This window comes from Pseudomonas sp. SJZ077 (genome assembly GCF_007993905.1).
Lineage (GTDB): Bacteria > Pseudomonadota > Gammaproteobacteria > Pseudomonadales > Pseudomonadaceae > Aquipseudomonas > Aquipseudomonas mandelii.
This window is the reverse complement of sequence record NZ_VIUJ01000007.1, coordinates 199,487-213,613: the sequence shown is the minus strand read 5'-3', so window position 1 is coordinate 213,613 and position 14,127 is coordinate 199,487. Positions and strand designations below refer to the sequence as shown.

The window sequence follows — 14,127 nt, the reverse complement described above, 5'->3', positions numbered from 1 at the left end:
CAACTTCCAGACTGTTGGCGCTGCAATCGATGTACGTGCCCTGTTGGAAAACGATCTCTCACCCCTTCAACGTGTGCCAGCGAGTCGACGATTACGGTTCAGTAACCCACGACTGACGCGATCTAGAAGCAGCGCCACAGCAACGATGGCCAGCCCCGCTCGCAGCCCAAGCCCCATTTCCATACGAGTGAGCCCTCGGGTTACCTCCGCGCCCAAGCCACCGGCTCCGACCAGGCCAGCCAACACCACCATTGCGAGAGATAACAAAATGCACTGGTTCAACCCCACCATCAGCGTGGGAGTGGCCAAGGGAATCTCAATCTTGAAAAGAATTGATCGTTTGGTCGCACCCATGGCATTGCCTAGCTCGATCATTTCTTTTGGTACCTGGTTAAGCGCCAGAGTGGTCAACCGCAGCATCGGGGGAATCCCATAGACCACAGTGGCAATGATGGCGGGGACGCGTCCCAGGCTGAAAATCATGACCGCTGGAATCAGGTAGACCCATGGTGGAACGGTCTGCATGACATCGAGTACGGGGCGCACTGCCGCATCAAAACGTTTTACCCGTGAGGCAAGGATGCCTAGTGGAAACGCTATCGATACGGATATGAGTACGGCGACCGATACCAACGCAATGGTTTGCATCGAAGCAATCCAGAGACCTGAGATCAGGCAATACCCCAACATCACAGCCGCTAACACAGCGACACGTACGCGTACGATCAGCGCCACGGCGATAGCGACGATGGCGATAACTGCCAAGGGAGGCAATGCCAGCAGCGCACCTTCTATGGCGTGCAAGCTGACCTCCACCGCCACGCTTATGGCTTTAGAGACGACATGCAGATTGGTGTTGAACCAGTCCACGAATGGAGCGATGTGCTTGCCTGGGGAGAATTGAATGATTGGATCGCTCATGATCGTTTACCCCCTTGCTGAGCCGCAGCGCTCTGCGCCAAGCGGTCGAGCACCATTGTCAGTATTACGATTGCGATTGCAGCGTTGATCGATTTGGCAATGTCGAGGGTGCGGATCGCGCCGTAAATAGTCTCACCCAGTCCACCAGAGCCAACTATCCCGGCGATAACCACCATGCCGAATGCCATCATGAGGCTTTGGTTTATGCCCGCCATGATGCTCGGCATTGCGAAGGGCAGACGAATCTTCACGAACATCTGCCAACCAGTGACACCACTTGCATTACCCAGCTCGATGAATTCGTTGGGAGTCATGCGAATACCCAGCGAAGTCAGGCGAAACGCGGGGGGCAGCGCTACGATGAATGTCGCGATCAGCGCTGTGCCTGTGCCGTAGCCTAAGAGTGCGATGGCGGGCAGCAAGTAGATATAAGGCGGCATGGTCTGAATGAGATCGAGAGTGGGTTCAATCATGCGATCCATCGCCGGCAGCAATCCGGCTATCACACCCAACGGAATGGCTACCACGAGCGCCATCAAAGTCGCGACGACTACTAAAGCCAACGTCCCCATGGTTTCTGGCCACAAACCGATAAAGGCGCAGAACAGCATCCCTATCAACGTAGCAATGGCGAAACGTGGCCCAGCCAGGCGCCAACCCAACAGCGCGATCAGCACTGCAACCACGTAATACGGCGGCAGGTTGAACAGCCAGAGAAGGCCTTCGTAAATGCCTTTGAGTACATCGTTTACCGTGTCGAAGAGCCCCGCGCCATTGTCGGAAAGCCATGCGAGTCCGCTGTCTACAGTCGAGTCAAAGCTGTCGGGGAAATTTTCAATATTCATGACGACACCTCCACCAACGTTTCACCCGCAGGTTGCGAATACTCATTCGCAGTACCCTGCACACCTCGAAGCAAGTCACGCATCGTGATGACACCTGCGATAACTCCGCCCTCAATAACGGCAATCGCATCGCGATCATTGGCCACAGCCAGCCCAATGATCTGATCAAGATCAGCGTCTGGATGTGTAGTGGGTAATCGGCTGACATCAACATTCGGATGCGCCGCCTTGTACAGCGAAACCGGAGTCATCACCGATTTGGCTTTGACCAAGTGAAGCCGCGATATGCCTGCGACGAACTCGGCTACGTAGTCATCGGCAGGATTCAGCACTATTTCTTCTGCCGTTCCGACCTGGATGATCATTCCGTCTTTCATGATCGCGATACGATCGCCGATTCGGATTGCCTCATCCAGGTCGTGGGTAATAAAGACCGCTGACTTACCCAACTCTTTAGTCAGCTGGCGGAATTCGTCCTGCAATTGCCTACGAATAAGCGGATCAAGTGCACTGAAGGGCTCATCCATGAGGATCACCTGCGGATCAGCGGCAAGCGCGCGAGCCAGGCCCACCCGCTGCTGCATCCCTCCAGACAGCTCGTCAGGGTATCGATGTATCCAGTCAGCGAGGCCGACCTTGGTCAATGCTGCCTCGGCCACCTTCAATCGCTCGGCCTTGGCTACTCCCTGTACCTCAAGTCCAAAAGCGGTATTTTCCAGCACGGTACGGTGCGGTAACAAAGCTACGCTCTGAAACACCATGCCGATTTGCCGGGCTCTTACCGCACGTAATTCAGCAGCGTTCAGTGCCGATAATTCACGGCCCCCAACTAGCACCTTGCCAGAGCTGGGAGTGATCAGTTTGTTGAGTAAGCGAATCAGTGTGGATTTACCGCTGCCGGACAGGCCCATGATGCAGAAAATCTCACCACGGCGAACCTCTAGGTTGACATCAGACACGCCTACGACGCAGCTATAGTCCTGAAGAATCTGCTTCTTGGTCAGGCCCCTTTCGACGACGGCTTTCATAGCCGCTGCAGAATTCTCACCGAAAATTTTCCAGACCGACTGGCAGCTTACCAGCACATCGTTAACGTCTAACTTTGGAGTAATCATGGCAATCCTATCGAACCTGTTATCAGGTATTGTTGTTTCAAGTTCGGCAGCTGAATAAATACCGCTTTAGTTTTTCTTGTTGTTTGCCCAACGCCCGATCAAATCAGTATTTTTGGCCATCCAGGACTTTGCAGCTTCATCTACCGATTTACCGTCGTTGATTTCACCGTTGATCGCGCGAATATCGGCGATAGGAATGAAAATACTGGCGATGATTTCACGAGCCTGGGGGTTCTTCTCAGAAAAGCCCTTCTGCGCAATCCAGTAGTAAGTTTGCGACGGAGGAAACACACCCTTCGGATCCTTAAGATATTTGACGTCAAACTTCATAGACATCCAGGATGGATCCCAAAGGGTGACTGCAATCCACTCTTTGCGGTCTATCGAGGATTTCAGGGCAGCGGTCATGGCGGCGGAGCTGCCTTCAACCAGCTGGAGTTTAAGGCCGTAGTCCTTGACGGCTTTGCTCGCATCGCGCATGAGGCCCGCGCCCGGTTCAATACCGATGATCTTACCGCCAAATTTATCGGCGTTAGCGTTGAGTTCCTCAATGGAGTCGACAGTTACGTATTTCGGAACGGCGATCCCTTGATACAGGCCATCGGAAACAGGGGAGATTCTCTCAAGACGATTTTTGCTCTTATTCCAGTAGTCCTGAGCCAGGTAGTTAACTTGAGAGACCAGTAACTGAATGTCACCTTTGCCCAGCGCCGCGTAGGCAATACCCCACTCAGAAAACTCAGTAAGCTTTACGGTATAACCTTGATCTTCCAAAACTTTCTTAGTGATGAGAGCCATTGGCGACATGTCTTCCCATGCCATAGTACCCATCGTGATACTTTTTTCTTCGGCCTGCACCGGCAAGATAGAGCCGATCACCATCAGCAACACGAACATCGCTTTCCAGATCGTCTTCATGGTGTTTCCCCTTCAGAGGTTTTTATAGGCGCCTTCTCAGGCGTTTTGTTTGAACGATTTGCAACCTTCTTCACTGAGGTAGAGTGGTACCAGGCGCCGTGCATCCGGCACCTGATAAACCTCACTTTTCCGACCTAGTCCACGGAGCGATCTGACACATCCATCCACACTGTCTTAAGTTCAGTGTATTGATCATGTGCATGTACAGATTTGTCCCGTCCGCCGAACCCGGATTGTTTGTAACCACCGAAAGGCGTACTGGCATCACCTTCGCCGAAGCAGTTCACAGTCACCACGCCTGCACGAATCTCACGTGACAATTTGACTGCGGTACGCAAATTACCGGTGTACACCGACGCAGCCAGGCCGTAGACGGTGTCGTTCGCAAGCGAGATGGCCTCCTGCACCGACGTAAACGAAGTCACCGCCAGAATCGGGCCAAAGATTTCTTCCTTGAACAAGCTGCTCTCGCGGCCTACGCCATCGATAACTGTCGGCTCGACAAAAATGCCCGCCTCGGTATTACCGCCCACGAGCACCTTCAGCCCTTCATCCTGTGCCTTGGTCAAGTATGAACTTACCTTCACGAAATGCTCGGAACTGATCAGCGAACCGAGACGATTTTGCGGGTCTAGCGGATTGCCCATTTTCCACTCGGCAATCCGAGCAGCGATGCGCTTGAGCAGCTCATCTTTCACTTCGGTATGAACAATCAGGCGAGAGGTCGCAGAGCAGTTTTCGCCCATGTTCCAGAACGCACCGTTCACGACTTGTTCAGCGACTAGATCCAGATCTTCAGCATCATTCATAACCACTGCAGGGTTTTTTCCGCCGCACTCGAGAACGATGCGTTTAAGATTGGAATCTGCCGAATAATGCAAAAAGCGTCGGCCCGTAGCCGTAGACCCAGTAAAGGAAACCATGTCCACATCAGGATGGAGGCCTATGGGTTCGCCCACCTCTTTACCTGTTCCGGTAACGATGCTGAATACTCCAGCTGGTACTCCTGCCTCGTGGGCTAACTCTGCCACGCGCAAAGTAGTCAGCGATGTTTGCTCGGCTGGTTTAACGATCACAGAGCAACCTGCGGCCAGCGCTGGGCCGATTTTCCATGCCAGCATTAGCAGAGGGAAATTCCATGGCAGTACACAGCCAACGACACCGATTGGTTCGCGTACAACGATTGTCAGAGCATTGCTTCCGACTGGAGCAGTGTTGTCGTAAATCTTGTCGATTAGCTCGGCATGCCAACGAATCGTATTGATGGTGTCTGGAACGTCGACCGTCTGGCATTCACGAATAGGCTTGCCGCTGTCGAGACTTTCCAGCACTGCCAACTCATGCGCATGGGTTTCCATGAGCTGAGCCAGCTTCAACAGCACGGACTTGCGCTCAGCAGGATGCTGTAAACGCCACCGGCCATCTTCAAAAGCCTCTTTAGCCGCAGCTACCGCATCATCTACATCCTGCGCATCACACGCCGCCAGGTCGGTCAGTTTCTCGCCGGTCGCTGGGTTGATGGTGCCAAGTGTCTTTCCCGATGCAGCAGGACGGAGGGCTCCATTGATGAAAGCGCCTCTAGGGAAAATCAGCTTCTCTGCAATGGCAGCGTATTCGGCTACCGTCAAAAGATCACTCATGGCTCGTCTCCTCGACGATAGGTGCGATAGTTCGCTTGATTTTTAAAGGGTCACTCACGCCCAGCACGCCATTCGCGCAGCTTCAAATCAGCTTTCGCACCGATGCTTAAAAACGGCTGAGGCGGTAGGTTTTTCGGAGAGTCATAGTTGGAGAAAATCTTAACCAACTCAGACTTCATCCCCAGGGCCGCTTCTGCGGCAGCAATTCCAGCAGCCGTCGATTTCGAGGCCCCCAGACCGTTGCAAGCGCAAGCGGCAAACAGGCCGGGTTCAATCTCTCCGAAAATCGGCACGCTGTTCCAGGTCAACGCCATCGGGCCGCCCCAGCGGTATTGCATTTTAAGTCCTGCGAGGTTGGGGAACCGATCCGCGAACTTGTCGTCATGCACCCGACCTGCGCTTTGTACGTGCCCTTCGTTGATTTCCAGTCCAGCGTGGTAGGAATAACGCGAGCGGATCAAGATGCGGTCGCCTGCGGCGCCACTTACGCGACGGACAGTTGTTCCCATAGGCAATGCTGGAGTTGCCGCCCAATCGCGTTTACCGCTGAGGCGTTTTGGATCGAAGGGTTCGCTCATGGACGCATAGGTGAAGACGTGAAGCATCTGCCCGCGAAAGAGGCCGAAGCTCTGAGCATGACCATTGTTGGCCAGGATGATCCGCTTCGCCGTGACCGAGCCCTTGGAAGTTTTCAGTAACCAGTTACCAGACTGCTTTTCAAAGGACAGAACTGGAGAGTTCTCATACAGAGTCACCGGGCTTTTCAGGCTATCTGCAACTGCTCGAATATAGGCTGCAGGTTGCACCATCACTGTCCCTGGCATGTACAACCCGGAGGTGTAGATACGGCTGCCGGTCACGTCGTAAATGCCCTTGGCATCAAGGATCTGATGGGACTCACCCAAACCCTGAAGCTGGCGCGCATAGGTAAGGATGTGATCGTCGCCCTTTGGACTGATCGCTACGCTGTAGCGGCCACATGGATCGATGATCTCCTTGCCCCAACCGTTTTCTTGCGCCATGTCCGTAGCCAAGCTAATCGCGGTGCGATACAGCTTAATGTCCCGCCGAGCACGCTCTGTTGATGTGTCACCGAAATCTTCCGAGCTGACTTCATGGGGCAAATCAATAATGAATCCTGAATTCCGCCCCGTGGCACCTTCGCCGACAACGCCCGCTTCCAACACGGCAACACGTAATGTCGGATCGAGCTGAGACAGCCGTCGTGCAGCAGACAGACCCGCAAAGCCAGCGCCAATGATTGCAACATCAGCAGTCACGGCGCCTTGAAGTGATGGGGTCGGTGCTCGTGGAGGCAGCATTTCAACCCAAGCTGAACGACTGCTGTTTTTTGGGAATTTAGTGGCTACGTACATGACTTCTACTCCCAAGTCGTCAGGCGAGTTTGGACTCGAGAGAAATCAGTGGTTCGAGGGCAGCTTTGAGTGCGCCGATCTTATCTGCGGACAAACGCGCTAATGGCCGACGGGGATTTCCAGCGCCATACCCAGTAATTTCGGCACCGGCATAAACGGACTGAACGTAGTCACCTTGCCATATCAACGACATGACAGGCTCAATCGAATCCCAAATCTCCCGAGCACCGACCCAGTCCTGCTCACGAGCGGCATTCACCAATGCAACGCAAGAGCGGGGAGCCATGTTCGCTCCCCCCCAAATCAGGCCAGCAGCGCCGGCGAAGAGAGCGTATGGCACCAGCGGGTCAGCACCATTCATTGTCGGCAGGCCGGTACGGATTAGCGAAGCCTGCGCAGCAAGATCACCGCTGCTGTCTTTGACCGATACAAAATTTGGAATTTCACTCAATTGGCGAAACAACGAGGGCGTGACTTCGACACCAACAGCCTGAGGCACGTTGTAGCCGATGATTGGAAGCCCGGCTTCGGAGACAGTAGAGTAGAAATCGATGATGCCCTGGTCGTCGGTCGGGCCTTCAAAAAACGGAGGCAGCACCATGACTCCGTCCGCACCGCACTCAGCTGCATGACGCGTACGTTCTACTACTTCGTCTGCGAGCAAGGCAGAGGTTTGCACGATCACTCGGGCACGGCCCCTGATGACCTTTGAGCCGAAAGCTACGAGCTGCTTGGACTCCTCCTTGCTCAGGTATACGTGCATGCCCGTGCCGGAGCTCAGGACAAATCCATGCACGCCAGCAGAGATGTAGCGTTCAAGCAAACTTTCAAAGCGCGGATAATCAATCTTGCCCTGCGCATCAAATGGAGTGGTAATTGCCAGATTGACGCCGGAAAAAGCGAATGCGGACATTGATTCAAACCTCATCTTGTTATTAGCTGGAAAAATCCAGCCAGATAGTTCTCAGCTGGGCGCAATGATTCGAGATAATGAAGCTACTAATAGCAGCCACCGAACCAAATCGTTTTTATAAAGCTCTGCCAACTCCATAGCCCGCATTGATCTATCAGGGCGCGACCATCGACAGCAATAACGAAATTAAATGCGAGCTTCTACCTGGCGCTTGCTTAGCGCTTAATGAGCGGTAGGTTCATCTTCGCTATTCCAAAGTAATTATCGTGACCTAACGGTACGAAAATCACGCATCTGGAATAGGGACTAGACGATCAAGAAGTTATGTTCATCCAGTCACCATGAAATAAGCATTTCGTATTCAGATTTCATGGTGAAAGAATAATGACAAGCGGGAGCGGGACACAGCGACTTTTACGCTGAGCTATTGATGATCTGGCGTTATGTATCCGAGACGTCGGGATCCTCAAGCAAACCTGCTTCGAACTGCTCGAGCAGCCAGTTCCTCAGCGTGCAACAGCTAGGATCACGAGCCTTGTCTTCATTGAAGTTCAGGTAATGCAGGGTTTCTCTGTGCACCAGCTTCTCTTTGACTGGGCGTACCAACAACCCCTTTTCAAGCAAGGGAGCTACAAGATAATGCCAACCCAAGGCGACACCCTGATGGCCAAGCGCAAGCTGAATCAGCAGGTTGTAGTCATTCGCATTGAAGAAGTGCGGCGCATCACTGGATCGAGCTTTGAGGTCGATGTTGTGGTGAGCGAACCATCCATACCAGTCCACATGCTCCGCTACCTGCGAGCGCCCAAAAGGACTGAGATTCAACAGCGCACTGTCGCGAATGCCATGAATGGATTCGAGTTCTGGATGCTGTTCCAAATACTGCGGCGTGCACACCGGATAGATCACGTCACAAACAAGAGGTTGGCTGTGATAACCATCGTGACTCTTCATCATCTTGCAAATGATGATATCTGGATGGACGCCAGTCTCCATCGTTAGAAAATTTTGGGTAACGACCAGGTTAAGGTCAATCTCAGGGTACGCTTTGAAGAAAGCGGGGAGTCGTGGCCCCAACCAAAAATTGGTAAATGCAGGTGAGCAACAGAGCGTGACCACATGCTTGGAGCTTGTGTCACTCCGCATCCGCTCTGCCGCTTGAGCGATGCTCGAGAATGACAACTGCACCACATCATAGAAATTAGAGCCTGCATTGGTGAGCTTTACCGCCCGCCCAGCCCGCTCGAAAAGCTCCGTACCAAGATGGACTTCCAACTCACGTATTTGACGACTGATTGCAGCCTGTGTGACGCACAAGGCCTCGGCAGCACGGGTGAAATTTTGGTACTTGGCCGCCGCGACAAAGGCTTTGACGGCTCGTAGGGACGGCATCTTGATCAGGGTCTGATCGGGTTCGGTCTGCTTAACCATAACAGTACGTCATCATTAGCCCATATAAAATGTCGATTCTTAAGACTACCGGCCTCGCCCTAGACTGTTCGCACGGCACCAGCGAACCGTATCGAGAGGCGTGCATAGCCGCAGGTTATCCGAATTGGCTGAAGCGTAGAAGCCAATTCGCGCTTGTAGCAGTCCACGAATCAAGCCCTCAGTGATGCCGTCAGTGCAAAAAAGCCCCTACTAAGGAGTGCATAAAAAATGCATCAACACACCACCGTATTAGACCTGATCAAACAACGTAAAGCGCAACACGGGCTTCCCGGTGCTGTGTATGTGGATCCTGATGTTTATCGCCAAGATCTAGAGCAGATTTGGCATCGTGAGTGGATCTTTGCGGGCCACACTTTCGAGCTGGAAAAGCCTGGGCAGTATTTGACCTTGCAGATCGGCGACTACCCAATAGCCGTGGTGCGAGGTAAAGATGGCAATATTCGAGCGTTCCATAACGCGTGCCGCCATCGTGGATCAAAGGTCTGCACAGAAGATAAGGGCAAAGTTGCGAAACTGGTATGTCCGTACCACAAGTGGACATTCGAGCTGGACGGTAAGCTTTTGTTTGCCGGTAATATGGGCCCAGACTTTAACAATGCAGACCACGATCTACTCCCTGCTCATTGCGAGGTTGTGCACAGCTACATCTATGTCTGCGTGGCCAAGGTTGCACCTGATTTTGAGAAATTTAGAAGCGCCGTATCGCCTTTTATCGGCCCTCACTACCTGGAAGATTGCAAAGTAGCCTTCGAAGCTAACCTGGTGGAGAAAGGCAATTGGAAGCTGGTATTCGAGAACAACCGTGAGTGCTACCACTGTGACGGCACGCACCCAGAGCTGCTCCAGTCTTATACCGAGCTCGCATCAGTTCAGGGGATCAGCGGCGAGGGCGAGGAAGACCCTGAGCTAGCGGAGTATTGGAGCACTTGTGAAGCTGGCGGACTGGCCAGTCGGCTTGTCATGGATCCCGCCGGGCAGTTCCGTATGACCCGAATTCCTCTCGACCACGGCGCTAGCAGTTACACCATGGATGGTAAGCCTGCGGTTAGCCGTCGCTTGGATCGCAGCGGCGTAGAGAATATCGGCGCGCTGCTGTACTTCAATTATCCATCGACTTGGAACCACTTTCTCGGCGATCACGCTTTGAGTTTCCGTGTCTTACCCCGAGGCCCTGGTGAAACCGTCGTGACCACCAAATGGTTGGTGCCGAAGGATGCCCAAGAAGGTGTGGATTACGATCTCGAGCGCCTCACGAAAGTTTGGATAGCAACCAATGATCAGGATCGTCGCCTGGTGGAAGGTGCTCAAGTTGGCGTGACTTCGCCCGCCTACCAGCCCGGCCCCTATTCGCCGTTGGTAGAGAATGGCGTCTGCCAATTCATAGACTGGTATTGCGAACTGATGGCCAGACGTATGACTGAAGCTGGAGAGGCTTCGAAGGCGCTTTAACAGAAAACCCAGGGTGATCGCTGCTTCAAGCGATCACCTGATCATGTTCAATGCAGATCCATTCCATATTGGCCGGCAGCATAGTTCGACATGAAAATTAAAAAGAGGATTTGAGTGTGACCTCCCAGAACGATGGCTTCCAGTCAATAAATCCACGATTGGAATCTCGCAAAGTGTCAAACATAGGGTTTCTTCTGCTAGAGAACTTTTCTCTGACTTGCTTCACTCAGTGCCTGGATGTGCTGATGACGGCGAATCTGATCCAGCCGGGCTCTGTAAAAGTACACACTTTCAGTCGAAACGGTGCTGAAGTCATAAGTGACTTGGCAATACCTATCAGACCGGATACGCCACTGACCGAGATTAGGATCTCAAATTTGGATTTAATGGTGGTATGCGGTGGTTTACGCACACCACGTGTAGTGCCGAACTGGCTGGCAAGCCTTCTACAAAAACTCGCAAGCCTACCTATGGCACTGGGCGGGCTATGGAATGGTGCCTGGTATCTTGGCAAGGCCGGACTTCTGGATGGCTACCGCTGCGCCATTCATGCAGAACAAAGAATTGCCCTGGCTGAATACTCCCCAAACACCAACGTGAGCTTGGACGCCGTGGTATTTGATCGAGACCGGCTCACGGCTTCGACGCCCGCAGGGGCGTTTCAAGTCATGATCAAGTGGCTCTATAAGGTTCTCGATCCGAAGGTAGCGGACGCTGTGTTTGACTTACTGGATTATGACCAGTCGCGTTTTCGTACTACTGCTATAACCCGAGACGTGAAGGTGACCGCGCCCATGCGAGAAATCATCACGCTGATGGAGTCTAACCTTGAAGAGCCATTAGACCTCGATCAACTCGCAGACTGCGTCAAACTTTCCAGGCGTCAGATCCAACGATATTTTCAAGATCAGGTCGGTATTCCTCCCCAAAGATACTATTTGGAGTTGAGGCTCAGGGAGGCCCAGCGCCTCATACAAAACTCCAGGCTAGCGATCATCGATGTTGCAATCGCCTGTGGGTTCGTCTCAGCTGGTCACTTCAGCAGGTGCTACAGCACCTACTTCGGCCACCCGCCTTCAAAGGAGGCCCGTTATGAGATCTAGACTCGTCGCCTCGTTGAAGGTGAGAACGGTGACCCCTCATTGAAAAGTGCCCTCGAAGGGCCCTCTTGTACTCAAACCAAACTCACTTGGTCAGCCAGGACTCGACTGTGGCGGAGCCGTACTGCGCTTTCCAATCTTTCAGCGTCTTGTGATTGCCGCCTTTGGTTTCGACGACTTCGCCGGTGTGAGGGTTTTTGTAGACTTTCACCTGGCGGGGCTTACGGCTGCCAGTTTTTGATTCGACGGCTGGAGCGCGACGGCCTGCCTGTGGATCAAGCAGGTTGATGATGTCTTTCAAGCTGTAGCCATACTTGGCAAGCAGGGCACGAAGCTTGGTTTCGAATTCGATTTCTTGCTTCAGGCCGGCATCACCCTTTAAAGCTTCAAGGGCCTGGAGTTGCTCGGCTAGATGTTTTTCGAGTTGACGGAATTCTGCGAGCTTAGACATGGGGGATCTCTGTGTAGTTAGTACCCTAACAATACACCATAAATAGGAATTTGAATTTAGAGTAAGGAAGCCACGTGAATGCGCGTCGAGGTTCGCTGGCCTGATTTATTCGTCCTCCGCCAAGAGTGGCGTATTGAGGTCGACATCCATCTGACCGACTAGCGCAATGATGCGATCGACCAGAAGTGAATCTACGGGCCGAATGTGCTCCGGATGCGCATTCATGTCAGTAGCCAATAGTTCGAGAGTTTGGGATACGGAGTGATGAGCTTCCATCGGTTCAGTAAGCACCGGCGCGGTCTCGCTCTGAACACGCCTCGTAGAAGTCATGGGGATACGCGGATCATTCATGACCCATACCTTATCTGCAGTTCGGCGTTGCAGCAACTGCGGGATGTTCCATCACTCTTGATGTCGGAGTGTTGCTCCGATGTCTGAACTGAAGCTTTTGAAATTGAGAAATTATGGCTCAGCAATAATTATGGCTGAGCCATAATTTGGATTAATCCAGTTTTGCGGCCTCCCCAGCGCTGGTGAAACTCGAATCACCTGCAGTACACCGTCCACAGCTGATCAACCCGCGTCGTAAAGCTCTGACTCATCATCTCCCTTCGCATACCCCAATCCGGATTGGTTGGCACACTCGCCAAGCACAGTGTTCCCCTACCCCATCGCTCATTGATGGAGTCCAGCACGCTCATGACTTTCTCAGTGGCGACCGGCTGGGAAATTGAAAACAGGTCATCGGTGTACTCACCTTGTTGGCAAAGGTTGAGTAGGAGTACCTCAGCCTTGCTGTACTTGAACCCTGGCCGGAATACTCGACCCACTGCGTCCACAGCAGCCTTGGTTATCAACGAACATCGTCAGTCGGATATCCGCTCCACTTTTGAGTTTTGCACGAATGGCCTTTCACTGCGTGATAATGTCCTCATCACATCCAGGACGGACACTTCAATGAAACTCGACAAAGACTTAGTACGCGAGATCCTGTTGGCCATTGAAGCCAGCGACAAAACACCTGACTCCTGGATCGATCTCACCATCGAAAGTCATAGCGAGGATGAAGTCTCCTACCACGTCATGCTGCTGCACGAGGCTGGGTTCATCGTTGCGCAAGACCTTTGCTCCATGAGTGATTTTGATTGGCGGCCAAAACGCCTGACCATCAGGGGCCACGAGTTCCTCGACACTATTCGAGATCGAGAGGTATGGCGTTTAACGAAGGCAGGTGCTGAAAAAGCTGGAGGGGTGAGCCTGGCGGTAATGCTGGAAATCGGCAAAGCATACGGAAAGCAGGTGCTGAAGGATCGGTTAGGGATTGAGCTGCCATGAGTGGCATGGACATCAATTACAACGGCAACGACATCCTCAAAAAGCTTGTCGAAGACGAAGGACGAGCTGGGTTATTGAAGCGCCTGGGCGGTTTTCTCATCGCATCGAACGCCTGTTTTTTCCTGGTCTTATTTCTCGTGCTATGCACCAGTCATGTTCCTTCATGGGTTTTGTCCACCCTTTCTGCCGTGGCTGTCTTCCCCTTGTACGCAATCGTCTACGGCTGCCAGCAATTGGCTCATGCCAACGACTTGGCTCGAAAAAGAATATCGGTGGGATATCGCATCGGGGCCTTTCAATTAGACCGTGGTTTTAACGGAAGGCCGACTCGTTCCCCCTATAGACCCTACGTCTACGCTCCAGGCGGTGAGTTGCTTGCCGTTTTGTACAACCAGCGCGACGTGAAGCCCTTGATTGCGCTCCACCTGACCGGGAAGCTCAGCACTGAGTGGCTCCAGCATCACAGCGTCCCCGAATCTGCTGCGATTACTGCAGAAGACAACAAACGCCATCAGGAGCGTCTGGAAACTGCAGCTCACCAGGCTCAAGTCGCACGTGAGCAAGCGAGAAACTGAACCCGACAATTAGGCCCGCAACATAAAAAAGCAGTCA

General features: G+C 52.9%; 14 protein-coding genes and 1 pseudogene. 4 read left to right on the top strand and 11 right to left on the bottom strand.

The annotated features are described in order from the left end of the window. Nucleotides 1-66: 66 nt before the first annotated feature. The 8 genes from FBY01_RS13500 to FBY01_RS13465 form a co-directional block, all read right to left on the bottom strand. Entirely contained in the window at nt 67-921 is an 855-nt protein-coding gene (locus FBY01_RS13500; RefSeq protein ID WP_145307986.1) for a proline/glycine betaine ABC transporter permease, read from the bottom strand. Further along, complete coding sequence (locus tag FBY01_RS13495; RefSeq protein WP_145307988.1) at nt 918-1,766, bottom strand: proline/glycine betaine ABC transporter permease; 849 nt, start codon at nt 1,764-1,766, stop codon at nt 918-920. Before FBY01_RS13495 ends, FBY01_RS13500 begins: the two co-directional genes overlap by 4 nt. Next, nucleotides 1,763-2,881 carry a glycine betaine/L-proline ABC transporter ATP-binding protein gene (locus FBY01_RS13490; protein WP_145307990.1) on the bottom strand — a complete coding sequence of 373 codons (1,119 nt, stop codon included), beginning with the start codon at nt 2,879-2,881 and terminating at the stop codon, nt 1,763-1,765. Before FBY01_RS13490 ends, FBY01_RS13495 begins: the two co-directional genes overlap by 4 nt. A gap of 66 nt (nt 2,882-2,947) precedes the next feature. Continuing rightward, complete coding sequence (locus tag FBY01_RS13485) at nt 2,948-3,799, bottom strand: glycine betaine ABC transporter substrate-binding protein (RefSeq protein WP_145307993.1); 852 nt, start codon at nt 3,797-3,799, stop codon at nt 2,948-2,950. Between the two features lie 134 nt (nt 3,800-3,933). Then, complete coding sequence (locus FBY01_RS13480; protein WP_145307995.1) at nt 3,934-5,439, bottom strand: aldehyde dehydrogenase; 1,506 nt, start codon at nt 5,437-5,439, stop codon at nt 3,934-3,936. Nucleotides 5,440-5,489: 50 nt separating this feature from the next. Continuing rightward, nucleotides 5,490-6,815, bottom strand: a complete 1,326-nt coding sequence (locus FBY01_RS13475) for an FAD-binding oxidoreductase (protein WP_145307997.1) — start codon at nt 6,813-6,815, stop codon at nt 5,490-5,492. 19 nt (nt 6,816-6,834) lie between these two features. Continuing rightward, complete coding sequence (locus FBY01_RS13470) at nt 6,835-7,728, bottom strand: dihydrodipicolinate synthase family protein (protein WP_145307999.1); 894 nt, start codon at nt 7,726-7,728, stop codon at nt 6,835-6,837. A 441-nt stretch (nt 7,729-8,169) separates the two neighbouring features. Beyond that, complete coding sequence (locus tag FBY01_RS13465) at nt 8,170-9,159, bottom strand: LysR family transcriptional regulator (protein ID WP_145308001.1); 990 nt, start codon at nt 9,157-9,159, stop codon at nt 8,170-8,172. A 228-nt stretch (nt 9,160-9,387) separates the two neighbouring features. Here FBY01_RS13465 and FBY01_RS13460 point away from each other — a divergent pair, with 228 nt between their 5' ends. Then, complete coding sequence (locus FBY01_RS13460; RefSeq protein ID WP_145308003.1) at nt 9,388-10,629, top strand: aromatic ring-hydroxylating dioxygenase subunit alpha; 1,242 nt, start codon at nt 9,388-9,390, stop codon at nt 10,627-10,629. Between the two features lie 245 nt (nt 10,630-10,874). Beyond that, nucleotides 10,875-11,732: a GlxA family transcriptional regulator gene (locus FBY01_RS13455; protein ID WP_145308005.1), complete on the top strand. Its 858-nt coding sequence runs from the start codon at nt 10,875-10,877 to the stop codon at nt 11,730-11,732. A gap of 82 nt (nt 11,733-11,814) precedes the next feature. Here the strand turns inward: FBY01_RS13455 and FBY01_RS13450 are convergent, their stop codons facing one another. The 3 genes and pseudogenes from FBY01_RS13450 to FBY01_RS13440 all read right to left on the bottom strand — a co-directional run. Further along, nucleotides 11,815-12,180 carry a histone-like nucleoid-structuring protein, MvaT/MvaU family gene (locus FBY01_RS13450; RefSeq protein ID WP_145308007.1) on the bottom strand — a complete coding sequence of 122 codons (366 nt, stop codon included), beginning with the start codon at nt 12,178-12,180 and terminating at the stop codon, nt 11,815-11,817. A gap of 105 nt (nt 12,181-12,285) precedes the next feature. After that, on the bottom strand, nt 12,286-12,531 hold the full coding sequence (locus FBY01_RS13445; RefSeq protein ID WP_145308009.1) for a type II toxin-antitoxin system PrlF family antitoxin: 246 nt from the start codon (nt 12,529-12,531) through the stop codon (nt 12,286-12,288). Nucleotides 12,532-12,725: 194 nt separating this feature from the next. Next, nucleotides 12,726-13,057 (bottom strand): annotated as a pseudogene (locus tag FBY01_RS13440) (DUF4113 domain-containing protein); the annotation flags it as partial. Nucleotides 13,058-13,137: 80 nt separating this feature from the next. On the opposite strand from FBY01_RS13440, the gene FBY01_RS13435 reads away from it, so the two are divergent. Continuing rightward, the gene (locus tag FBY01_RS13435) at nt 13,138-13,515 is read left to right on the top strand and encodes a DUF2513 domain-containing protein (RefSeq protein WP_145308011.1); all 378 of its coding nucleotides are present in this window, start codon (nt 13,138-13,140) and stop codon (nt 13,513-13,515) included. Next, entirely contained in the window at nt 13,512-14,090 is a 579-nt protein-coding gene (locus FBY01_RS13430; protein ID WP_145308013.1) for a hypothetical protein, read from the top strand. Before FBY01_RS13435 ends, FBY01_RS13430 begins: the two co-directional genes overlap by 4 nt. Nucleotides 14,091-14,127 lie beyond the last annotated feature (37 nt).